Raw genomic sequence first — 20337 nt, 5'->3', positions numbered from 1 at the left:
CCGGGCGGGGTTGACAGCGGATGCGGGAGCCCGGGCTAGGGTTGGTCCATGCTGCGTGTGGGACTGACAGGAGGCATCGCCGCGGGGAAGTCCGCCGTGGCCGGCCGGCTCGGCGAGCGGGGTGCCGTCGTCGTCGACGCGGACCTCCTCGCGCGCGAGGCCGTGGCGCCCGGTTCCGCCGGCCTCGACGAGGTCGTGTCCGCCTTCGGCCCGCAGGTCCTGGGGGTGGACGGTGCGCTGGACCGGCCGGTGCTCGGGGCCCTGGTCTTCGCGGACGCCTCCGCGCGGGAACGGCTCAATGCGATCGTGCACCCGCGCGTGCGGGCTCTGGCCGCGGGGCTCATCGACGCGGCGCCGGAGGACGCCGTCGTGGTCGAGGACATCCCGCTGCTCGTGGAGACCGGGCAGGCGGCGCGCTTCCACCTCGTCGTCGTCGTCGATGCGCCGGACGAGTTGCGCATCGACCGCATGGTCGGACAGCGGGGCATGGACCCGGCGGACGCGCGACGGCGCATCGCGGCCCAGGCCTCACGTCCGGACCGGCTGCGGGAAGCGGACGCGGTCCTCACCAACGACCGGAGCCTCGACGACCTCCTGGCCGCGACCGATGCGCTCTGGGACGGGCGGATGATCGCGTTCCGGGACAACCTCATGGCGGGTACGCCCGCCGGGGAAATCATCGGCCCGGTCGCTGCAGGGCTTGCGGGGACCACCGGACTCGCTCGGCGCGTCCGGGCGAAGCTCGCCGCGCTGCTGCCGCCCGACGCCTCGATGGAGACCCTGGGCGGCGCCGGTGGACAGCAGGACGGGCATGACCCGGCCACGCCGGACGTGCACGACGCCGGGCGCGTGACGGTGCGCGTGACGGTCGCCCCGGACGGTGATCCGGAGGCCGTGTCCGCAGCCGTGCGCGCCGCAGGATTCCCCCATGACCTGCGCGCGGACCGCCGTCGGGACCTGTCCATGGAGGGCGAGGGGGCGGTGCACCGCGCTGCCGATCCGGGGGTCGACGTCACGGTGGTCGTGACCGCTCCTCCGGCTCCGGCCTGAGCCCCCGCGCCGGCTGCGAGCTGCGTTCAGCCGCCAGCAGATCCGAGGAGAAGTGTCACAGCCAGGGGCTACCGTTAAGCCATGAGTCTTGCGCAGGATATCAAGCGTGTCGTCGCTCCGTTCGAGGTCATCAGCGAGTACCAGCCGGCCGGCGACCAGCCCACCGCCATCAAGGAGCTCGCCGAGCGTATCAACGCGGGCGAGAAGGACGTGGTCCTCCTCGGGGCAACCGGCACCGGCAAGAGCGCCACCACCGCCTGGCTCATCGAGCAGGTGCAGCGCCCCACCCTCGTCATGGTGCAGAACAAGACGCTCGCCGCGCAGCTCGCCAACGAGTTCCGGGAGCTCCTGCCGAACAACGCGGTCGAGTACTTCGTCTCCTACTACGACTACTACCAGCCCGAGGCGTACGTCCCGCAGACGGACACCTTCATCGAGAAGGATTCCTCCATCAACGAGGAGGTGGAGCGCCTCCGGCACTCGGCCACCAACGCGCTGCTCACGCGCCGCGACGTGATCGTCGTCGCCACGGTCTCCTGCATCTACGGACTCGGCACGCCCGAGGAATACATCAACAAGATGGTCACGCTGCGCCGCGGCGACCAGATGAACCGCGACGAGCTCCTGCGGCAGTTCGTCGGGATGCAGTACACGCGCAACGACATGGACTTCCACCGCGGCACCTTCCGCGTGCGCGGCGACACCGTCGAGATCATCCCGATGTACGAGGAGCACGCGCTGCGCATCGAGTTCTTCGGCGACGAGGTCGAGAACATCTACACGCTCGATCCGCTGACCGGGAACGTCATCCGCGAGGAGGAGGAGATGTACGTCTTCCCCGCCTCGCACTATGTCGCCGGGCCCGACCGCATGACGCGGGCCATCAAGGACATCGAGGACGAGCTGCAGCAGCGGCTGGCCGAGCTCGAGTCGCAGAACAAGCTCGTCGAGGCGCAGCGCCTCCGGATGCGCGTCACCTACGACCTCGAGATGATGCAGCAGATGGGCTTCTGCAACGGCATCGAGAACTACTCGCGCCACATCGACGGGCGGGACCCCGCCTCCGCACCGCACTGCCTGCTCGACTACTTCCCCGACGACTTCCTGCTCGTCGTCGACGAGTCCCACGTGACCATCCCGCAGATCGGCGCGATGTACGAGGGGGACTCCTCCCGCAAGCGCACCCTCGTGGACCACGGGTTCCGGCTCCCTTCCGCGATGGACAACCGCCCGCTGAAGTGGGACGAGTTCCTCGACCGCATCGGACAGACGGTCTACCTCTCGGCTACACCCGGCAAGTACGAACTGGGCAAGGCCGACGGCTACGTGCAGCAGATCATCCGCCCCACGGGTCTGGTGGACCCCGAGGTGGTCGTCAAGCCCACCAAGGGGCAGATCGACGACCTGCTGGGCGAGATCCGCAAGCGCACCGCCGTGAACGAGCGCGTGCTCGTGACCACGCTGACCAAGCGGATGGCCGAGGACCTCACCGGGTACCTCCTCGAGCACGGGGTGAAGGTCGAGTACCTCCACTCCGACGTGGACACCCTGCGGCGCGTGGAATTGCTGCGCGAACTGCGCATGGGCACGTTCGACGTCCTGGTGGGCATCAACCTCCTCCGTGAGGGCCTCGACCTGCCCGAGGTGTCGCTCGTCAGCATCCTCGACGCCGACAAGGAGGGGTTCCTGCGCAGCACGACGTCCCTCATCCAGACCATCGGCCGCGCCGCCCGCAACGTCTCCGGCGAGGTGCACATGTACGCGGACCGGATCACCGACTCCATGGAGCGCGCGATCGACGAGACCAACCGGCGCCGCGCCATCCAGGTGGCGCACAACCTCGAGCACGGGATCGACCCCACGCCGCTGCGGAAGCGGATCGCGGACATCACCGACACCATCAACCGCGAGGACGCCGACACCCGGGCGCTCCTCGAGGAGGCCTCGAAGGGGCGGAAGCCGAAGAAGGGCGCCGGGCGGCACGACGGTCTCGCGTCGGTACCGGCCGAGGACCTCACGGACCTCATACAGCAGCTGACCGACCAGATGCACGCCGCCGCAGCGGAGCTGCAGTTCGAGCTCGCCGGGCGGCTGCGCGACGAGGTCGGCGATCTCAAGAAGGAACTCCGGCAGATGCAGTCCGCCGGCCACGCCTGATCGGCGCGGCGGTGCGGGGCAGTCGGTCCGGGCCGGGGGCGACGTCTACGGTGCCCGACGATGCTGTCACGCCCGGCCGCGTCAAGGGTGCAGGCGGGAGACGCCACCGATAGCGGGTATTCGTCCGCCGTGCGCCTGCCCGGGTAGCATTGACCGGACGTAGGGGAGTATCCCAAGCGCTACGAACGTCAGCACGCAGGGCACAGTTGCCCTGCCGGGCGTAGCGGCGAGACGGCATCATGCCGCCGCGGAGAGACTTACGGCGATCACCTGCACCCCCGGAAGGTACTTCATGCCCGCTCTGCCCCTGGCATTCGAGATCGGCACGTTCGTCGTGCTCGGGATCATCCTGCTGTTCGACCTGCTCCTCGTCGTCAAGCGCCCCCACGAGCCGTCGATGAAGGAGGCGGGACTGTGGGTCACCTTCTACGTGGGCCTCGCGCTCGTGTTCGCGGCCCTCATGTTCGTCTTCACGGGCGCGGAGTACGGCAGCCAGTTCGTGGCCGGCTGGATCACCGAGTACAGCCTGAGCATCGACAACCTGTTCGTCTTCATCATCATCATGGCGCGGTTCTCGGTGCCCCGGAAGTACCAGCAGGAAGTGCTGATGGTGGGCATCATCATCGCGCTGATCCTGCGCGGCATCTTCATCGCCCTGGGCGCGGCCGTCATCGAGAACTTCAGCTGGATCTTCTACATCTTCGGCGCCTTCCTCCTCTACACCGCCTACAAGCAGGCCACGGACTCCGGTGAGGACGAGGAGGACGCGGGCGACAACAAGCTCATCGCGAAGCTCCGGTCCGTCCTGCCGATGTCCGAGTCCTACGACGGCAACAAGCTGCGCACCGTCGTCGACGGCAAGAAGGTGTTCACGCCCATGCTCATCGTCTTCGTGACGATCGGCCTGACCGACCTCCTCTTCGCCGTCGACTCCATCCCGGCCATCTTCGGCCTGACGCAGAGTGCGTTCATCGTGTTCACCGCGAACATCTTCGCCCTCATGGGCCTGCGCCAGCTCTACTTCCTCCTGGGCGGCCTGATGACGCGCCTGATCTACCTGAAGCACGCGCTTTCCGTGATCCTCGCCTTCATCGGCGTCAAGCTCGTCCTCCACGCGATGCACGTCAACGAGCTGCCCTTCATCAACGGCGGCGAGCACATCGAGTGGGCCCCCGAGATCCCCACGTTCGTGTCCCTCGCCGTGATCGTCGCGACGATCGTCATCGCGGTAGTCGCCAGCCTGATCCGTTCGCGGGCAGACGAGAAGGCCGCCGTCCGTTCGGCCTCGACGTCCTCGCCCGCCGTGGACGAAGGACTGGACGAGGCCGCTGACGAGGCCGGCGCGAAGGAACCGCGCCGCTAGGCCCTGGCCGCACCGGAACAGGGAGGGACCCCGCACGCGATGTGCGGGGTCCCTCCCTGTCTGCATCTGGAGCGCGGGGCCGTGCGGGCCGAGCGCGTCCGGTCAGGAGCGCGTCATGCCGAGCAGCCGCTCGAAGATCGCCTCGCCGTCGTCGGCGATGCCGTCGTGGTGGAACTCGTCCGTCTCCCACACCTCGAGCCGACGGACGGCGGCTGCCGTGGCGAGGGAGAGGCCCCTGTCCACATAGATGTCGTGCCGGTACACGGCTGCCGCGGCGGGGACGGTGTTCCTCGCGAGGACGTCCCGGTCGTACAGGCGGCCCCAGTCCTCCTTCGCCGCCAGGATGTCCGCGACCTCGCGCAGCGGACGGAGCGCAGGGTCCTCCTCGAAGTACCAGGGGTAGACCATCTCGCCGGTGAACAGGACCTCGGCGGCGTCGTCGCGGAACTGCGGGTACTCCTCGAGCACGCGCCGGGCCGCCCAGTCGGAGGCGAAGCCCTGGCAGTAGATGGATTCGTGCAGCAGCGCGTACAGCGGGTGCGACGCACGGCTGACGACGCCCTGGACCTGCTCGAGGAACCCTGCCGACAGGCGGGGCCCGCCCGGCGTGTCGATGAACGCGTCCTCGAGGAGGTAATGCAGCGCGTGCACCCTCGTGTTCCCGCCCAGGAAGGAGCCGACCATCTGGAAGCGCCGTACGGTCAGGCGTTCGCCGCTGGGGAGGTGCTCCTCGACGGCCTCGAGGTGGCGGGCGATACGCGTGACCAGGTCGCGGTCCTCGGGGTACCACGAGAAGTACTCCCGGTTGCGTTCCTCGACCCGGGCGAACGTGGCCCGGTACACCTCGTCGGGCCGGCCCGCGAGGGGAGCGAGGCCGCCGGTGAGGAGGGCGCGCTCGATCCCTTCCGGGGCGTTCGAGAGGTAGGTGAGGGTGCAGAAGCCGCCGTAGCTCTGCCCGAAGACAGTCCACGGCCCGCTGCCGAGACGGTGGCGGATCAGCTCGGCGTCCGCGACGATCGCGTCCGCGCGGAAGTGGGTGAGGTACTCGGCCCGGGCCTGCGGCGAGGGCAGCGCCGCGAGCGTCGCGGCGTCGGCGGGCGTGGAGAGCCCCGTGCCCCGCTGGTCGAGCATGAGGATCCGGAACTCCTTCGCGGCGGCCTTCATCCAGCCCGAGAGCTGCGTGGTGCGGACACCCCGGCCACCGGGCCCGCCCTGCAGGAAAAGGAGCCACGGCAGGCGGGCGGTGTCCTCGTCGCTGTGCTCGAGCGAGGAGTACTCCCGGGCGAACACGTCGATGAGGGGGGACGCCGGGTCCCCGTGGTCGAGCGGCACGCGGAAGGTGTGGCCCGTGGCGCGCAGTCCGCGCATGACGGCGGTCCGGCCGACCACGTGGGCGTCGGCGTCCGTCGCGGACCCAGCAGCGGTCCCGGCGGCGGTCCCGGCGGCCGGGGGTGACGCGGGCGGTGGAGCGGGGGACGATGGCGGCGTGGACGGCGCCGTCACAGCGCGGCCACCTCGGCGAGGGCGCTGCCCGTGAGCCGGAACGTGCTCCACCCGGTCTGGGGGCGGGCGCCGAGCTGCTGGTAGAAGCGGATGGACGGCTCGTTCCAGTCGAGCACCGACCACTCCACGCGGGCGTACCCGCGCTCGGCGGCGATCCTCGCGAGGTTGGCGAGCAGCGCCTTCCCGTGCCCCGCTCCGCGCGCCTCGGGGCGCACGTACAGGTCCTCGAGGTAGATGCCGTTGACGCCCTCCCAGGTGGAGTAGTTGAGGAACCAGAGCGCGAATCCCTGGACCTGCCCCTCGGCCTCGGCGACGTGGGCGAAGATCGTGGGGCGGTCGCCGAACAGGGCGTCCTCAAGGGACCCGACGGTGTTCCTGACGGCGTCCGGCTCCTTCTCGTAGAGGGCGAGATCGTGGATGAGCTGGAGGATGACCGGGACGTCCGCCGGCCGTGCTTCGCGAATCGACATGCCCCAAGACTAGCGAAGCGCGCGTGGCGGCTCAGGCGGCGACGGGCGCCCCGACCCCGAGGATCCGGACCACCGGGCTGCCCGCCTCGTCCGACGCCGGGAGGTCGATCTCGGCGTTGATGCCCCAGTCGCCGTTCCCCTCGGGGTCCTTGAGGATCTGGCGCACCCTCCACACCCCCGGTGCCTTGGTGATGAGCAGCAGGGCAGGCCCCCGGGCCTCGGGGCCGTCGTCGATGTCCTCGTAGTCCCCGAAGTAGCCGTCAAGGGCCCCGGCCCAGCGGTCGGCGGTCCACCCCGAGTCGGCGTCGAGGGCGCCGAGCGCCTCGTCCCGTTCGTCGGCGAAGAGTTTCACGCGCTGGAACATCTCGTTGCGGACCATGACCCGGAAGGCGCGCTCGTTGGACGTGACCGAGGGCGGCTCCTCGGGGAGGTCCACGGCGTCCGCCGGGGCCGGCGTGAGACCGGCGGAGAGCTGGGTCCACTCGTCGAGGAGGCTGCTGTCGACCTGCCGCACCAGTTCGCCGAGCCACTCCATGATGTCGCTGAGGTCCTCGCGCAGGGCTTCGACGGGCACGGTGTGGCGCAGGGCCTTGTAGCAGTCGGCGAGGTAGCGCAGCAGGATCCCCTCGGAGCGCGTCAGGGCGTAGAACGCCACGTACTCGCCGAAGCTCATGGCCCGCTCGTACATGTCGCGTACCACCGACTTGGGGGCCAGCTCGAAGTCGTTGAGCCACGGCGCCGACGCCCGGTACACGTCGAAGGCCTGCTGCAGCAGCTCCTCGAGCGGCTTCGGGTAGCCGATCTCCTCCAGGCGGGCCATGCGCGCGTCGTAGTCGATGCCCTCGGCCTTCATGGCGGCGACGGCCTCCCCGCGGGCCTTCTTCTCCTGGGCGTTGAGCACCTGCCGGGGCTTCTCCAGCGTGGCCTCGATGACCGAGACGACGTCGAGTGCGTAGCCCGGCGCTTCGGGGTCGAGGAGCTCCAGGCTCGCGAGGGCGAACGGGGAGAGTGGCTGGTTCAGGGCGAAGTTCGCCTGCAGGTGCACCTTGAGGCGGACGGTCCGGCCGTCCGGCTCGGGCACGGGCAGCCGCTCGACGATCCCGGCGGTCACGAGCTCCCGGTAGATCCCGATGGCGCGGCGCATGAGCCGCAGCTGGGAGGCGCGCGTCTCGTGGTTCTCGGTGAGCAGACGCTTGACGGCGGTGAAGGGGTCCCCGGGCCGCTCCAGCAGGTTCAGGAGCATGGAGTGGCTGACGGAGAACGACGACGTGAGGGGATCGGGGATGCTCTCGACGAGCCGCTCGTAGGTGGGCTTGCCCCACGACACGAAGCCCTGGGGCGGCTTCTTGCGCACCACCTGGCGCAGCTTCTTCTGGTCGTCACCGAACTTGGAGACGGCCTTCGCCATGGCCTTGGTGTTCTCGACCACGTGGTCGGGCGCCTGCACCACCACCGTGCCCGCGGTGTCGTAGCCCGCCCGCCCGGCGCGTCCGGAGATCTGGTGGAACTCGCGCGCGTTGAGCAACCTCGTGCGGACGCCGTCGTACTTGCTCAGGGCCGTCAGGAGCACGGTGCGGATGGGCACGTTGATGCCGACCCCGAGGGTGTCGGTGCCGCAGATGACCTTCAGCAGCCCGGCCTGCGCGAGCTGCTCGACGAGGCGCCGGTACTTCGGGAGCATGCCGGCGTGGTGCACGCCGATCCCGTGGCGGACCAGCCGGTTGAGGGTCCTGCCGAACCCCGAGGAGAACCGGAACGTCGCGATGAGGTCCGCGATGCGGTCCTTCTCCTCGCGCGTGCACACGTTGACGCTCATGAGGTTCTGCGCCCGCTCGATCGCTTCCGCCTGGCTGAAGTGCACCACGTACACGGGCGCCTGCCGGGTGGAGAGCAGTTCCTCGAGGGACTCCTGCACCGGTGTCTCGACGTAGTAGTAGTGCAGGGGGATGGGCCGTTCCACGGACGTGACCGTCGCCGTCGGTCGGCCCGTGCGCTCGGTGAGGTCCTTCTCGAAGCGCGTGACGTCGCCGAGGGTCGCGGACATGAGCAGGAACTGCGCCTGCGGCAGCTCGAGCAGCGGGACCTGCCACGCCCAGCCGCGCTGCGGGTCCGAGTAGAAGTGGAACTCGTCCATGACCACGGTGTCGACGTCGGCCAGGGCGCCCTCCCGCAGGGCGAGGTTCGCGAGGATCTCCGCGGTGCAGCAGATGATCGGCGCGTCCTGGTTCACCCCGGAGTCACCGGTGATCATGCCGACGTTCTCCGGCCCGAAGATGTCGCAGAGCGCGAAGAACTTCTCGGACACGAGGGCCTTGATCGGCGCCGTGTAGTAACTCGTCCGTCCGTCCGCGAAGGACTTCAGGTGGGCCGCGACAGCGACGAGTGACTTCCCGGAACCGGTGGGGGTCGCGAGGATCACGTTGTTGCCGGAGACGAGTTCCATGGCGGCCTCGTCCTGCGCGGGGTAGAGGGCCAGGCCGCGCGCCGTCGCCCACGCCGTGAAGGCCTCGTAGACCGCGTCGGCGGTGAGTCGGCCGTCGTCGTGCCGGGGCAGGTGCTCTTGGATCCTCATGGTCCGTTCAGCCTACCGGTGGGCGCGTTAGGGTGGATCATGCGCTGGGACCCCGGACTGTACGCCCGCCATGCCGGTCATCGCGGGCGGCCGTTCTTCGACCTCGTGGCACGGATCGATCACCCTTCTCCGCGGAGCGTCGTCGACCTCGGCTGCGGCCCGGGGGACCTGACGGAGGCGCTCGCGCGGCGGTGGCCCGACGCGACGGTGCGGGGGATCGATGCCAGCGCCGACATGATCGACGCCGCCCGCCGCCGCCCGGCCCTGCCGAACCTGTCCTTCGAGGAGGGCGACCTCCGCGACTACCGGCCGGGATCCGACGACGTCGTCGTCACCAACGCGGCCCTCCAGTGGGTGCCCGGCCACCAGGACCTCGTCTCGGCCTGGGCGGACGGGCTGCCGGCAGGAGGCTGGCTCGCGCTGCAGGTCCCCGGCAACTTCTCCGCACCGTCCCACGTCCTCATGCGCGAGCACGCAGCCAGTCCACGTTGGGCCGGGACGCTGCAGGGTGTGCTCCGCCACGACGACGCGGTCGGCGAACCCGCCGACTACCTGCAGCTGCTCCTCGCCGCGGGCCTCGACGCCGACGTGTGGGAGACCACGTACCAGCAGGTGCTGCCGGGGGAGGACGCCGTGCTGGGCTGGGTGCGCGGCACCGCGCTGCGGCCCGTGCTGGAGGTGCTGGGGGCGGGGGAGGCCGACGCGTTCGAGGCCGGCTACGCGGAGCTGCTCCGGACGGCGTACCCGCGGGGCGAGCACGGCACGGTGTTCGGATTCCGCCGGATCTTCGCCGTCGGGCACCGCCGCGCCTGAGGCGGCCCGGTTCCGGCCGGCCGCAGCCGGCCTCAGCCGGTTTCTGTTCCTACCAGCCGCGCTGCTTCCACTCCGGGAGGGAGCCCCGCTCCGCGCCGAGCGTGGTGCCCTTGCCGTGCCCCGGGTGCACGACGGTGTCGTCCGGCAGGCGGTCGAAGATCCGGGTCACGACGTCGTCGTACAGGGACGCGAACCGCTCCGGGTCGCCCTGCGTGTTGCCCAGCCCCCCGGGGAAGCCGTGCGGCTCTAAGGTGGAAATATGACCACAGAGCAGCAGGTAGCGATATACGCCCGCATCAGCGAGGACCCATCAGGCGAGGCCGCAGGCGTCCGGCAGCAGGTAGCCGACGCCCGGCAGATGGCTGAAAAGCGAGGATGGACCGTCGGCGGCGTCTACACCGACAACGACATTTCCGCGCTCACCGGCAAGGCTCGGCCCGGCTACACCAAGCTCATGCACGACGCCGCGACCGGCAACTACAGCCGCATAGTCGTGTTCCACACGTCCCGGCTTTGGAGAAACCGCATCGAGCGGGCCAATGGGATCAAGGCGCTCGCCGATCACCGGGTGTCGATCGCCGCCGTGAAAGGCCCCGAGCTGGACCTGTCGAGCGCATACGGGCGAGGCATGGCCGGCCTCATCGGGGAGTTCGACACGATGGAGTCTGAAGTGAAGTCCGAGCGTATCCGAGCCGCAGCGAACCGGCGGGCAAGGGAAGGCCGGGCGGCGGGAGCCGTCGCCTACGGGTGGACGAGGACCTACGACCCCGACAGCAAATCGAACGCTTTCACAGACAGCATCGACGAGGAAGCCGCTACCGTCGTCCGAGGCATAGTGGCCGCCCTCCTGGCCGGGAAATCCCTCAGGTCGGTCACTGCCGACCTCAACGCTCGGTCCGTGCCGACTCCGAGCGCCTACCTCGGCCACCGTGAGGGCGGCGCAGCGCAATGGTTGCCCTCGACGGTCAAGAAGATCGCGTTCCGCCCGTCGAACGCCGGCCTACGGCTTCATCACCGGGGAAAGCCCGACCAGGAGCTCTTCCCCGCCGCGTGGCCGGCACTTATCACGATGGAGAAGTACGAAGCCGTCACAGGCTTATTTCAGCCGGGACAGGTTCTCGGCAGGGCAGGTGCGTTCAAGCACCTGCTGACGGGCGGTATCGGGTACTGCGGGGAATGCGGGGGCATCCTGCGCACCGCTCCGAAGGGGAAGCCCGGGGCGAAGGTGTCGCTGTACCAGTGCACAGACAACGCCTGTGTCGGCCGGAACGAAGCGCATGTTGACGCTCTCGTCCGCCAGGTGGTCCTCGCCCGCATGGCCCGCCCCGACTTCGCCGAACTCCTCCAAGCTGCCCAGGCACCCGATCACGGCCCGGAACGGGAGGAACTCGCCAGCCTCCGCGTGAAGCTCGACGAAGCGACCGAATCGTATCTAGCCGGCCGGCTGTCCATCGGGCAGCTCGAAACCGTGACGAGCAGGATCACGCCGGGTATCGAGAAGTTGCAACGCACCCTGTCCGAGCGCTCGAACATCCCGACAGGGCTCCTCGAGGAGCTGGCCGGCGCCGACGTCGACGCGCTCGCAGCACGCTGGGACGGCTGGGAGATAGCGCAGCGCCGCCGGCTTTTGACTCTCCTTGGTATGCACGTGGTCATCCTCAAGACCACGCGAGGTCCCGGGTTCAAGCCCGAATCAGTACGCATCGAATGGGAAGGCGAGAGCGCATGAGTACCACCAGCAACCAGGCGGGGGAGTGGGAGAACGCGGTCACTGCGGACGGCAATATCCTCGCAGTCGGCAGACACCAGCTCGGCGAGGGAACTACCAGGCCGATAGCGCTGCATCACCGAGGCCACGCGACGGGCGCGGCGCTAGTCCTGCAACGGAACAACAACGTGATGACCACCAGCTCCGACGAGCGGGCCGAGTATCCGACGCGCGTGCAGATGTTCCTCATCGCCGACCCGAGCCACCAGGGGGGACCCGCCGGCCTCGACAGGCCTTTGCATCCCTACTGGTCGCACACGATCGTGTGCGGCTCCTGCGGTCGGCGTGACGGCAGGAGCGGCATCAAGCTACTCGAACTCGCGTTCGCCGTTCTTTCCAGGGACAAGCCGGGTGGAAGAACTCCCATCAAACTCCCCTGACCTGAGGTTTAGGTGTTACGGTGGTGCTATTCGGCGGCGGCCTGCATAGGCCGCGAACTATTCAGGGCCCCGATCAGGGGAAGTAGCCCATCAGCTCCCGGTGACGAGCAGCATCTTGCTGCCTGCACTTGGGAGCTTTTTCCATGCCGAATGAAGTCCTCGCGGCCCGTAGCCGCCTCGGCGTCGCCACCAGACGCAAGAACCCGTCACAGATCGAAGCCGCCCGGCAAGAACTCGCCGCAGCGAAGCTCGAAGCCTACGTCCAAAAGATCGTTGCTGACGCCCCGCCCCTGACCCCACAGCAGCGTGAACGGCTCGCAGCCCTGTTCACTGGCGGCGCATCGTGACCGGCCCGACGCACCGCAACCGGGCCGACACCGACCCGAACCTGTTCCACGCCTCCAACAACCACGAGCCATCCCTATGGCTCCGGCAACAGATTCGAGCACTCGGAACCCGGATCGCTGCCGGGGAAGTCACCCATTGCGGGCACCTGACCCACCCGGCTCGGCCTGTGGTGCACGCCGTATGGGCGCCTGCCCTCGTCGTATGCGAGGACTGCCAGCCCCAGCTCAACCTCACCGGGCCGGCCGACAACACCTGCGACAGGTGCGGGCACCACGACCCCGCCGGCGTGTATCCCGGCGGCGTAAGGCTATTGCCGTCCAACAACACCACCGCACCGCTCATCGTCATGTTCGGGCTCTGCCACGACTGCATGCACCGAGAAGGCGGCCACCAGTGAGCCGGGTAGCGTCCGCCGCTCGCGCCGAAATCTACCGACGCCTCGACGCCCTCACCGAAGCGCAGCGCGCTGCTTACCACGACCAGCGGGCGCGGGAAGTAGCGCGAGCGGAAGCGGCGAACGGGGGTAAGCCACCCGCACCCGAAACGCTCGACGCTATCGACTTCCACTTGATCGGCATCGTCACCGGCACCGAGGGGCCCCTCGATCGCGACGCCTATCAAGCACTCGTCGACGACCACGAGACGGCCGCCCTCGCCCGGCAACTCCGGCTACGCAGCAGGGCATCCGAGATTGTCCAGGCGGAACCCGCGCCCCCCGTCACGGTCACGTTCATCGACGGCGGCTCTTTCATCTTCGACCGTCCCGACCACGTACCCGCAGTGTGGGGAATCGGCAAAGAAGTGCTCTGGGCCGAAGGAGAAGCTTGCATGCTCGTCGGACCCTCCGGCGTCGGCAAGACCACCCTCGCTAACCAACTCGTCGCCGGCTTACTAGGCATCCTCCCCGATGTTCTCGGCTACTCCGTGCAGCCCGCAGCGGGACGGATCCTGTACCTGGCAATGGATCGACCCCAGCAGATCGCCCGCAGCCTCAAACGAGTGTTCCGGGCCGAGCACCGCCACCACATGACCGAGCGCCTCGTGGTCATGCAAGGCCCACCACCCGGCGACATAGCCAAGAACCCCGCGATCCTCCTAAACCTCTGCCAGATGGCCGGCGCCTCCGTGGTGATCGTGGACAGCCTGAAAGACGCCGCCATCGGACTCTCCGAGGACGCGGTGGGCGCCGGCTACAACAACGCCCGCCAGGCAGTCCTCGCCGCCGGCATTCAAGTACTGGAGCTGCACCACCAGGTGAAGCGCGGCGAGAACGGCAAGAAGCCCAACACCCTCGCAGACGTGTTCGGCAGTACATGGATCACCGGAGGCGCCGGCAGCGTAATCCTCCTCCACGGACAAGCAGGCGACCCGATCGTGGACTTCCTGCACCTCAAGCAGCCCGCTGAGCCAGTGGGCCCCTTCAAAGTTCTCCACGACCACGACGCCGGCCTGTCCTCCGTCGTCGGCGGCGGGGACCCTCTAGAACTCATCAACGGGCGAGGACCGAGGGGCACCACCGTCCGAGACGCGGCAGAAATGCTCTACGCCGCCGAGGGGCACACCGTCAGTCCCTCCGAAGTCGAGAAGACCCGGCGGAAGCTCGCAGCACTCGAACGGGCAGGGAAGGTCCGCGCGACAACACTCAGCGGGGAGGGCCCGAAAGCGTCACGCATCTACTACCCCGTGGACCCTTCACGGCCCTTCATGGACCCTTCACGCACCCTCTTCGACGTGAACCCCCACGACTCACCCGAAGGCATCACGGCCCCGCAGGAATAAGCATCACGACCCCTATCACGGCTATCACGCCCTTAGCTTCACGTTCCCTCCCCTGCCTGTAAGGCGGGGGGAGGGAAGCAATGCAACTCCAACACCGCAAAAAGCGTCGACACCACTCACGACAGGACACGGCAATGACCACTTCCCATCCCTCAATCCCTGCCCCCAACAACTGGCAGCCGCCACCGCCACCACTGCCCGACCACATCCGGCTAGACAACATCGCGCCAGGCCTCGCCCGCCTCATCCTCGGCGAACGGCGACTCACCCAAGGTGAAGGCCTCCAGCTTCCACGGGTAGCCGGATGGAAGTTGGAGCGGTTCCACCTGCTCGGCACAGTCACGACCGGCCTGGCAATGACCTCAGACCTTGGATACGAAGCCCTAGCCCTCGACCCCTACATGCGCCTGACGCTCCTCCAAGGCGTCCGACTCGCAGGAGACCCCCAGGACGAGCACCCCGAACGGCGGCAATTCTTCGAGGAGCTCCAGCGAGCGCCCCGCATACTCCTGGCCGACTGGAGGCAGCCATGAGCCCCCGCCGCAAGTACAAAGGGGCCCCACCCCTTTTCAGAGGGGCCCGGCAGGAGCTGCACGCCGCCCTCGTCGAGCAGGTAGCCGCCCACACAGGCGCCACCCCTTGCCTCGTGCAGCCCGCCGGCCTCGACTGGCTAGACCCACGACACGAGCAGCAGGCAGCAGCAGCAGCCCTATGCGCGACGTGTCCAGCCCTGCGAGCCTGCAAGAGCTACATCAGCGGTCACCCGCGAGAGCCAGGCGTCTGGGCCGGCACAACAGAACAGGACCGCGAGCAACGCACAGCAGCATGGCGTGAGGCGCAGCAGCAGCGGCGTGCGTCATGAGTAGAGAGACCACGAGGGACGACACGACCTCGACGGCTGAATGGCGCGATTTCCTCGCCGCGACCAGCAACGCAACCTTGCCTTGCACCAACGGCCCTGAGTGGACGAGCGATGACGAGCAGCAACAAACACGCGCAGCAGCAACCTGCAACGGCTGCAACGCGCTCCGCGAATGTCGCGCATACGCGTTCGCCGTCCAAGAGCGCCACGGCGTCCTAGGCGGTCTCACCGCAGCCGACCGGAAGCGCTACCGCCGACGACAACGCGGCGCGGCATGAGACCCCACCACGCAGCAGCCACCGCACACCGACGACCGGGTAGGGGGCGTTCCGATCGTGAAGCCCGACCCGAGAAGCCGCGCCGGGGTAGTTCGCCGTGCGATATGCCCGACCAGAACCTGTTTTTGAAAGCCACGACGAGAGAGGCCCGATAGTGACCACGACACCAGCACCGAGGAGAGCACCAATCACCCGCCGGCCGAGCAGCCCGCGATTGAAGCTCATGCCGCGCACGAGCGCCGCCCCTTCCCAGCCTGCGACGGCCCCAAGACCGCCGGCGGGAGGTCCTTGCCTCGTGTGGGCGGACGAGCCTGCCGCGTTGGGCGGGGAAGGCTTGGCGGAGTGGCGGCGCCTGTCCCGAGTGTTCGCCGGGGAGCCTGACAAATTCACCGAGGCGGACCGGGCCGGCGTCGTCGCCTACTGCACGTTCTGGAGCGACTTCTGCGCGGCCGCCGAGGACGTGCGAGAGCGCGGCGTCACCGTCGAAGGCCGGTCCAGCGCCGACCACGGCCGGCGTGTGAAGAATCCGAGCCTGGCTTCCGGCCGTGAAGCGTCCCAGCAACTCCGGCTCTGGGCGGTGCAGCTCCAGCTCACCCCGGCAGCACGCCGCAGCGAGGACCGCATAGCAGCAGCGGAGACCGGCAACCCGTTCGCCGGCTGACCACCACCCACAACACCAGCAACACCAACCGAAAGGCACGACCATGATCGACGAGAATCTGCACCTACTGACCGACGACTACTTCCGGCTGAGCCGCTTTGCCCTGGCCCTCTTCCGAGCCACCAGCCTGGACGACACGGACGCGTTAGCCGTCCTCGAAGCACAAGCGGCGGCCATGCCACCCGAGGAGCTGGAGCAAGTCGAGAGGCTGACCGGGACCATGTTTGCTATGGCCTCGCAGATGCCGGCAAGCATCGGGCCCGAGAGGATTCTCGACGAATACGGGGCCCGCCTCGACCAGCTCGAAACCGCCGCGCGAGCAGCTCGCGAAAAATAGCCGGCGCCGGCGGCTGAAAACGCACACATTCGACCGCCGACCTCTGAAACCATGTATTCATCGCCACCGCCTGGTAGATCCCTCACGAACTAGATAGGCGACGGCACCATGACACTTGAAGAACAGCTCGCACAGCTCCGCAATGAGGCCGGGACCCTCCGAGACAAGGCCCTCAACAAGGCCGCAGACTTCACAGCGGCGGATGGCGCACGAGCGGAACAGCTCGGCAAAGCCATCAGCGACACGGAGAAGCGGATCACCGCGAAAAATGCTGCATCGGCAGCCCTCGCCGGTGTCAGCGGTGGCCCCCTCCAGTCCTCGACGGACAACGACGCGCCGGCCGAGGACCCCCGAACCCCGTTCCGCGCCACCCCGAGGAAGGCCGCCGGCGCCACCGGCGGACAGCACGAGCGGGCCGCAGCGTTCGCCGGCGAAATGCGGAAGGCTCTCGACGCCGCCGCGAACACTGTCGGCGGGCCCGCAGCGGGTAAGGCCCTCGTCCCGCAGGGCGCGGTCGCTTTCGGCTTTGACGGCCGGATCATCGAGGACCCGAAAGCGGAGTACAGCCTTCCGGCGGCGGTGAATACCCGCCCTGTTGACACCCCGAACGGCTCCTACCTCCGTCAGGTCCTCCGCGAGAACAACGCCGCGACGGTTGCCCGTGGTGAGCTGAAGCCCGTTTCGCGGTACACGCTGGAGCCCAAGAATTGGCACGCGGCGACGATCGCGCACCTGGCCGAGCCCGTACCCGTGCAGCACTTCGAGGACTACAACTCCCTGGACCGCTTCCTCGCCTCGGAAATGGCCTACGGCCTGGAATCGGCGGTGTCGGACTTCATCCTGCGCGGCGGGACCGCAGAGGATGGCAGCACGGTCGAGGGCATCCTCACCACGCCCGGCGTTCTCCAGACCGCCTACGGAGTGTCGGCCATGCAGTCGGTCCGCCGGGCCCTCGGGCAGCTCGAAGCCGAGGGCGTCACCGCTACCGGGATCGTCATGCACCCGGAAGCGTGGATGGACATTGAGCTCTCCACGGACGGGGAAGGCCGCTTCCTCCTCGGCCCGAACCAGCCCACCGCAGCGCCGGCCCGCACCCTTTGGAACCGGCCCGTCACCCTGACGACCGACATTCCCGCCGACCAGGCCGTCGTAGGGGACCTGTCCACCGTGACGCTCCTGACGCGCTCCTCGGCGCTCCTAGCCTGGAACCCCTTTGTGGGCCTCGGCGGAACGGAAGAGGCCCCGACGACGGTCTCCTACTTCCGCCGGAACCTCATCGAGCCCCGCCTCGAAGTGCGAGTAGCCCTTGAGGTCTCGTCCCCGAAGAGCCTCCGCGTCGTGGACCTCACGGCCGCCTAAGCTTCCGCGCCACGGCGTCAACGTCACCCCTGCCCGTTATCGAGTAGTCCAGGCGGGGGAACGATGGTCGGCAGCCCGTGAGCTCCTGGCTCACAGCCGGCCAGCGCCAAGCACGGATAACGAGAGGCCCCGCAGCATCGTTGCGGGGCCTCTTCCATGCCCGATGCCGACTGAACTAGAGGGACGGGCTAGGAGGGCAGATACAGCGACCAGATACCGGCAACAGCCGCAAGCACAATGCCGCCTATGACGAGGGCGGCCTCAGTGCGGAAGCTGGAAACAGCGTGCTGAAGAATGTATACCCACACCAAGTTCTTCATCAGCTCCATGTCGTCCCATGTGGTGGCGCGATATCCAGCGCGATGCTTCTCGTCAGCATGACGGGTGCTAAGTGCCACACTGCTTTCTTCGTACTCTGAGGTCCCATAGGTGAGGCTAGCTAGTTCTGCTTCGCGCTCTGCCTCCTGCCGTCGAAAGAGCTGTTTCAAGTCACCGATTTGCCGCTCCGCCTTGTTCGCTTCACGGATTGCAGTGCGGCCGCCGAGGAAAATCGCGATAAGGGGGAGTAGTGCTGATAGGACCGTAATCAGTGCCACGACTAGTTTCATGGCTTCATCGTCGCAGTTCGGCCCCTCCTTCGAGCGGAGGGGGCAATGGGTCTTTCCGCGCCCGACCTAAAGACCCTCGTGGGTTAGGGAAACTCACCGCCGGACCGACTCGGCACGGCAGGTAGGGCAGACTGAGCCCCCTGCTTCTTGGACGCGCGCTTGTCTTTCATTCGTTGCACGCGCGCTGGGCCCTGGTAAACCTCGTTCAGAATCTCGTCCATGACGTCCAAGACAGCATCAGAATCATCCTCGTCGATGGCCTCGACGAAATCACCGTGAGCCATGTCATTTCCAAGGAAACGCAACTCGTGGGCGGCATCTTTTGTATGAGCGCGGATCAGGCCCTTGCTTTCCATTTCGTCGATTTTGCTTGCAAGTTGCCCCTTGGTTACTCCGTGGTCTTTGCACGTGGCCTCAATGACGGAACGAGCCATCAGGATGGCCGCGCGTAGCGCGGTGATGGAGCGACTGCGGTGCGCCTCGTCAGCAGCGGAGCCGATATGCTCGGGAACATCCGGGAAGTCCCTGCCACCCACGTGTTCCGGAACCCAATTGAGACTTTGGCTGGCCCACCAGTTCTCCCGCTGTGCGTAATCCAGATCGTGGCGGTTGATATCAATTGTACCGATGCTTAACCTCCCGCAGGTTGAGCAGGAGAAGGCAGCCTGTACTCGCGCAATTTGTTCAGTTCGCAGCATTCCGGGACCAGTGGCTACATAATTCATTCCGGAGTACGACGTGCAGTAGGCGCAGGTGGTGGCGAGCATGAATACCTTTCAATCAGACCTGTTTGATGGTGTAGGAGCTGTCTACCAGCGACGGGCGCGCCACTCGTCGAGGTGGGGCCTTTCCGCGCCGAGCGTGGTTCCTTTGCCGTGTCCGGGGTGGACGAGGGTGTCGTCGGGTAGGTAGTCGAATACCCGCGTCGTTACGTCTTCGATGAGCGTGTCGAAATCGTTATCACTTGTTGTCCTCCCGATGCCCCCGGGGAACAGGGAATCGCCCGTGAACACGTGCGCCGGCCCGTGGGGATCCCGGTAGAGGATCGCGACGGAGCCCGGCGTGTGGCCCCGGAGGTGGATCGCCTCGAGGTCGAAACCCTCGAAGGACCCCACGTCGCCGTGCCGCAGCGGGACGTCCGTCGGTACGGCGATGTCCGTGACGTCGTCCTCGCCCGCGGCGGTGCGCGCCTTCGCGACCTCCGCGACCTCGGCGAGCGCCCGGACGTGGTCCCAGTGCGAGTGCGTGGTGATGACGAGGGCCACGCGGGCCTCGGCGTCCGTGTCCTCCTGCGCGTCCGCGAGCAGGCCGAGGATCGCCGGCGCGTCGTCCGCGGCGTCGATGACCACCTGCGCGCCACTCGACTTCGAGGTGAGGACGTACACGTTGTTGTCCATCTCGGACACTGCGATGCTGCGGATGGTGAGCTCGCTGAGGTCGTGCAGGGGGCCGGTCATGAGCACAGTGTAGACACGGCGCGCACGGGCGGGCACCGGGGACGCGAACCCGGCGGGTAGGGTTCGAGGACACCGCGGCTTCCTCCGGCCCGGCGCAGATCCTCCCGGAAAGGGGCAGGGCGTGGAGCAGGACATCCCCCGGTGGCTCAAACTCGATCCGCAGAGCGCGGTACCACCCTTCGAGCAGGTCAAGCAGGCCGTCCTGGCGGCCGCCGCCTCGGGAAAGGCCGCCGTGGGGACGCGGCTGCCGCCGGTCCGCGGCCTCGCCACGCATCTCGGCGTCGCCGCCAACACCGTCGCCCGGGCGTACCGCGAACTGGAGCAGGCAGGGGTTGTGGAGACCCGGGGCCGGGCCGGCACGGTCATCACCGCAGGGGGAGACGAGGCGCGCCGTCGGGTCGCCGCCGCGGCGGACGACTTCGCCGCCGTCGTCCGGTCCTCGGGGCTGTCCGAGCGCGACGCCGTCGCCTTCGTGCAGGCGGCATTGCGCCGAGCGTGAACGGCGCGCCGCGGGCCGCGGCAACCACGCGGAAAACGCACCATTCGAATATGTCTTCGAAGGCGTTTTCACC

Annotated in this window: 22 protein-coding genes and 1 pseudogene; 16 read left to right on the top strand and 7 right to left on the bottom strand. The window is 68.1% G+C overall.

Annotation, left to right across the window (positions count from 1 at the left end):
• Positions 1–48 precede the first annotated feature (48 nt).
• From coaE to AC4D2O_RS07075, 3 genes are all read left to right on the top strand, one after another.
• Positions 49–1050, top strand: coding sequence for a dephospho-CoA kinase (coaE, locus tag AC4D2O_RS07085; RefSeq protein ID WP_490906102.1), 1002 nt, complete (start codon positions 49–51; stop codon positions 1048–1050).
• A gap of 81 nt (positions 1051–1131) precedes the next feature.
• Positions 1132–3207 carry an excinuclease ABC subunit UvrB gene (gene uvrB / locus AC4D2O_RS07080; RefSeq protein WP_490906101.1) on the top strand — a complete coding sequence of 692 codons (2076 nt, stop codon included), beginning with the start codon at positions 1132–1134 and terminating at the stop codon, positions 3205–3207.
• Positions 3208–3499: 292 nt separating this feature from the next.
• Complete coding sequence (locus tag AC4D2O_RS07075) at positions 3500–4570, top strand: TerC family protein (RefSeq protein ID WP_490906100.1); 1071 nt, start codon at positions 3500–3502, stop codon at positions 4568–4570.
• Between the two features lie 102 nt (positions 4571–4672).
• Here the strand turns inward: AC4D2O_RS07075 and AC4D2O_RS07070 are convergent, their stop codons facing one another.
• The 3 genes from AC4D2O_RS07070 to AC4D2O_RS07060 form a co-directional block, all read right to left on the bottom strand.
• On the bottom strand, positions 4673–5938 hold the full coding sequence (locus tag AC4D2O_RS07070) for an alpha/beta fold hydrolase (RefSeq protein ID WP_490906491.1): 1266 nt from the start codon (positions 5936–5938) through the stop codon (positions 4673–4675).
• 131 nt (positions 5939–6069) lie between these two features.
• Positions 6070–6543 carry a GNAT family N-acetyltransferase gene (locus AC4D2O_RS07065; RefSeq protein ID WP_490906099.1) on the bottom strand — a complete coding sequence of 158 codons (474 nt, stop codon included), beginning with the start codon at positions 6541–6543 and terminating at the stop codon, positions 6070–6072.
• Positions 6544–6574: 31 nt separating this feature from the next.
• Complete coding sequence (locus AC4D2O_RS07060; protein ID WP_490906098.1) at positions 6575–9115, bottom strand: DEAD/DEAH box helicase; 2541 nt, start codon at positions 9113–9115, stop codon at positions 6575–6577.
• 39 nt (positions 9116–9154) lie between these two features.
• Here AC4D2O_RS07060 and AC4D2O_RS07055 point away from each other — a divergent pair, with 39 nt between their 5' ends.
• Positions 9155–9928: a trans-aconitate 2-methyltransferase gene (locus AC4D2O_RS07055; RefSeq protein WP_490906097.1), complete on the top strand. Its 774-nt coding sequence runs from the start codon at positions 9155–9157 to the stop codon at positions 9926–9928.
• Positions 9929–9977: 49 nt separating this feature from the next.
• On the opposite strand, the pseudogene AC4D2O_RS07050 reads toward AC4D2O_RS07055, so the two are convergent.
• Positions 9978–10163 (bottom strand): annotated as a pseudogene (locus AC4D2O_RS07050) (MBL fold metallo-hydrolase); the annotation flags it as partial.
• Between the two features lie 24 nt (positions 10164–10187).
• Between AC4D2O_RS07050 and AC4D2O_RS07045 the strand changes: the two are divergent.
• The 11 genes from AC4D2O_RS07045 to AC4D2O_RS06995 all read left to right on the top strand — a co-directional run bounded on the left by AC4D2O_RS07045 (position 10188) and on the right by AC4D2O_RS06995 (position 17700).
• Positions 10188–11657: a recombinase family protein gene (locus AC4D2O_RS07045; RefSeq protein ID WP_490906096.1), complete on the top strand. Its 1470-nt coding sequence runs from the start codon at positions 10188–10190 to the stop codon at positions 11655–11657.
• Positions 11654–12076 (top strand): hypothetical protein, encoded by a 423-nt coding sequence (locus AC4D2O_RS07040; protein WP_490906095.1) that lies wholly within the window; start codon positions 11654–11656, stop codon positions 12074–12076. The genes AC4D2O_RS07045 and AC4D2O_RS07040 overlap by 4 nt, the downstream gene beginning before the upstream one ends.
• A 143-nt stretch (positions 12077–12219) precedes the next feature.
• A complete protein-coding gene (locus AC4D2O_RS07035; protein ID WP_490906094.1) occupies positions 12220–12423 on the top strand; it encodes a hypothetical protein in 204 nt (67 codons plus the stop codon).
• A complete protein-coding gene (locus AC4D2O_RS07030; RefSeq protein ID WP_490906093.1) occupies positions 12420–12821 on the top strand; it encodes a hypothetical protein in 402 nt (133 codons plus the stop codon). Before AC4D2O_RS07035 ends, AC4D2O_RS07030 begins: the two co-directional genes overlap by 4 nt.
• Entirely contained in the window at positions 12818–14203 is a 1386-nt protein-coding gene (locus AC4D2O_RS07025; RefSeq protein WP_490906092.1) for an AAA family ATPase, read from the top strand. Before AC4D2O_RS07030 ends, AC4D2O_RS07025 begins: the two co-directional genes overlap by 4 nt.
• A gap of 134 nt (positions 14204–14337) precedes the next feature.
• Positions 14338–14736, top strand: a complete 399-nt coding sequence (locus AC4D2O_RS07020) for a hypothetical protein (RefSeq protein WP_490906091.1) — start codon at positions 14338–14340, stop codon at positions 14734–14736.
• Positions 14733–15065, top strand: coding sequence for a WhiB family transcriptional regulator (locus tag AC4D2O_RS07015; RefSeq protein ID WP_490906090.1), 333 nt, complete (start codon positions 14733–14735; stop codon positions 15063–15065). Before AC4D2O_RS07020 ends, AC4D2O_RS07015 begins: the two co-directional genes overlap by 4 nt.
• Positions 15062–15343 (top strand): WhiB family transcriptional regulator, encoded by a 282-nt coding sequence (locus AC4D2O_RS07010; protein WP_490906089.1) that lies wholly within the window; start codon positions 15062–15064, stop codon positions 15341–15343. The genes AC4D2O_RS07015 and AC4D2O_RS07010 overlap by 4 nt, the downstream gene beginning before the upstream one ends.
• A 319-nt stretch (positions 15344–15662) precedes the next feature.
• Positions 15663–16004, top strand: coding sequence for a P27 family phage terminase small subunit (locus AC4D2O_RS07005; protein ID WP_490906088.1), 342 nt, complete (start codon positions 15663–15665; stop codon positions 16002–16004).
• A 43-nt stretch (positions 16005–16047) separates the two neighbouring features.
• A complete protein-coding gene (locus tag AC4D2O_RS07000) occupies positions 16048–16341 on the top strand; it encodes a hypothetical protein (RefSeq protein ID WP_490906087.1) in 294 nt (97 codons plus the stop codon).
• 108 nt (positions 16342–16449) lie between these two features.
• Positions 16450–17700 (top strand): phage major capsid protein, encoded by a 1251-nt coding sequence (locus AC4D2O_RS06995; protein ID WP_490906086.1) that lies wholly within the window; start codon positions 16450–16452, stop codon positions 17698–17700.
• A 188-nt stretch (positions 17701–17888) separates the two neighbouring features.
• Here the strand turns inward: AC4D2O_RS06995 and AC4D2O_RS06990 are convergent, their stop codons facing one another.
• The 3 genes from AC4D2O_RS06990 to AC4D2O_RS06980 all read right to left on the bottom strand — a co-directional run bounded on the left by AC4D2O_RS06990 (position 17889) and on the right by AC4D2O_RS06980 (position 19765).
• On the bottom strand, positions 17889–18308 hold the full coding sequence (locus AC4D2O_RS06990) for a hypothetical protein (RefSeq protein WP_490906085.1): 420 nt from the start codon (positions 18306–18308) through the stop codon (positions 17889–17891).
• Between the two features lie 83 nt (positions 18309–18391).
• Positions 18392–19075 (bottom strand): DUF4145 domain-containing protein, encoded by a 684-nt coding sequence (locus tag AC4D2O_RS06985; protein ID WP_490906084.1) that lies wholly within the window; start codon positions 19073–19075, stop codon positions 18392–18394.
• A gap of 42 nt (positions 19076–19117) precedes the next feature.
• Positions 19118–19765, bottom strand: a complete 648-nt coding sequence (locus tag AC4D2O_RS06980; RefSeq protein ID WP_490906083.1) for an MBL fold metallo-hydrolase — start codon at positions 19763–19765, stop codon at positions 19118–19120.
• 121 nt (positions 19766–19886) lie between these two features.
• Here AC4D2O_RS06980 and AC4D2O_RS06975 point away from each other — a divergent pair, with 121 nt between their 5' ends.
• Complete coding sequence (locus AC4D2O_RS06975; RefSeq protein WP_490906082.1) at positions 19887–20264, top strand: GntR family transcriptional regulator; 378 nt, start codon at positions 19887–19889, stop codon at positions 20262–20264.
• The last annotated feature ends 73 nt before the right edge of the window (positions 20265–20337 follow it).

Source organism: Arthrobacter sp. TJ-238 (assembly GCF_058269215.1).
Note: the sequence above shows the minus strand (reverse complement) of the source record. Positions and strands in the feature narration are given on the sequence as shown.

Coding starts and splice junctions, on each gene's coding strand:
- AC4D2O_RS07020 (WP_490906091.1), top strand. CDS start 14,338: ATGACCACTTCCCATCCCTCAATCCCTGCCCCCAACAACTGGCAGCCG.
- AC4D2O_RS06995 (WP_490906086.1), top strand. CDS start 16,450: ATGACACTTGAAGAACAGCTCGCACAGCTCCGCAATGAGGCCGGGACC.
- AC4D2O_RS06990 (WP_490906085.1), bottom strand. CDS start 18,308: ATGAAACTAGTCGTGGCACTGATTACGGTCCTATCAGCACTACTCCCC.
- AC4D2O_RS07015 (WP_490906090.1), top strand. CDS start 14,733: ATGAGCCCCCGCCGCAAGTACAAAGGGGCCCCACCCCTTTTCAGAGGG.
- AC4D2O_RS07070 (WP_490906491.1), bottom strand. CDS start 5,938: ATGCGCGGACTGCGCGCCACGGGCCACACCTTCCGCGTGCCGCTCGAC.
- uvrB (WP_490906101.1), top strand. CDS start 1,132: ATGAGTCTTGCGCAGGATATCAAGCGTGTCGTCGCTCCGTTCGAGGTC.
- AC4D2O_RS07075 (WP_490906100.1), top strand. CDS start 3,500: ATGCCCGCTCTGCCCCTGGCATTCGAGATCGGCACGTTCGTCGTGCTC.
- AC4D2O_RS07060 (WP_490906098.1), bottom strand. CDS start 9,115: ATGAGGATCCAAGAGCACCTGCCCCGGCACGACGACGGCCGACTCACC.
- AC4D2O_RS07055 (WP_490906097.1), top strand. CDS start 9,155: ATGCGCTGGGACCCCGGACTGTACGCCCGCCATGCCGGTCATCGCGGG.
- AC4D2O_RS07035 (WP_490906094.1), top strand. CDS start 12,220: ATGCCGAATGAAGTCCTCGCGGCCCGTAGCCGCCTCGGCGTCGCCACC.
- AC4D2O_RS06985 (WP_490906084.1), bottom strand. CDS start 19,075: ATGCTCGCCACCACCTGCGCCTACTGCACGTCGTACTCCGGAATGAAT.
- AC4D2O_RS07045 (WP_490906096.1), top strand. CDS start 10,188: ATGACCACAGAGCAGCAGGTAGCGATATACGCCCGCATCAGCGAGGAC.
- AC4D2O_RS07065 (WP_490906099.1), bottom strand. CDS start 6,543: ATGTCGATTCGCGAAGCACGGCCGGCGGACGTCCCGGTCATCCTCCAG.
- AC4D2O_RS07010 (WP_490906089.1), top strand. CDS start 15,062: ATGAGTAGAGAGACCACGAGGGACGACACGACCTCGACGGCTGAATGG.
- AC4D2O_RS07000 (WP_490906087.1), top strand. CDS start 16,048: ATGATCGACGAGAATCTGCACCTACTGACCGACGACTACTTCCGGCTG.
- AC4D2O_RS07040 (WP_490906095.1), top strand. CDS start 11,654: ATGAGTACCACCAGCAACCAGGCGGGGGAGTGGGAGAACGCGGTCACT.
- coaE (WP_490906102.1), top strand. CDS start 49: ATGCTGCGTGTGGGACTGACAGGAGGCATCGCCGCGGGGAAGTCCGCC.
- AC4D2O_RS06980 (WP_490906083.1), bottom strand. CDS start 19,765: ATGACCGGCCCCCTGCACGACCTCAGCGAGCTCACCATCCGCAGCATC.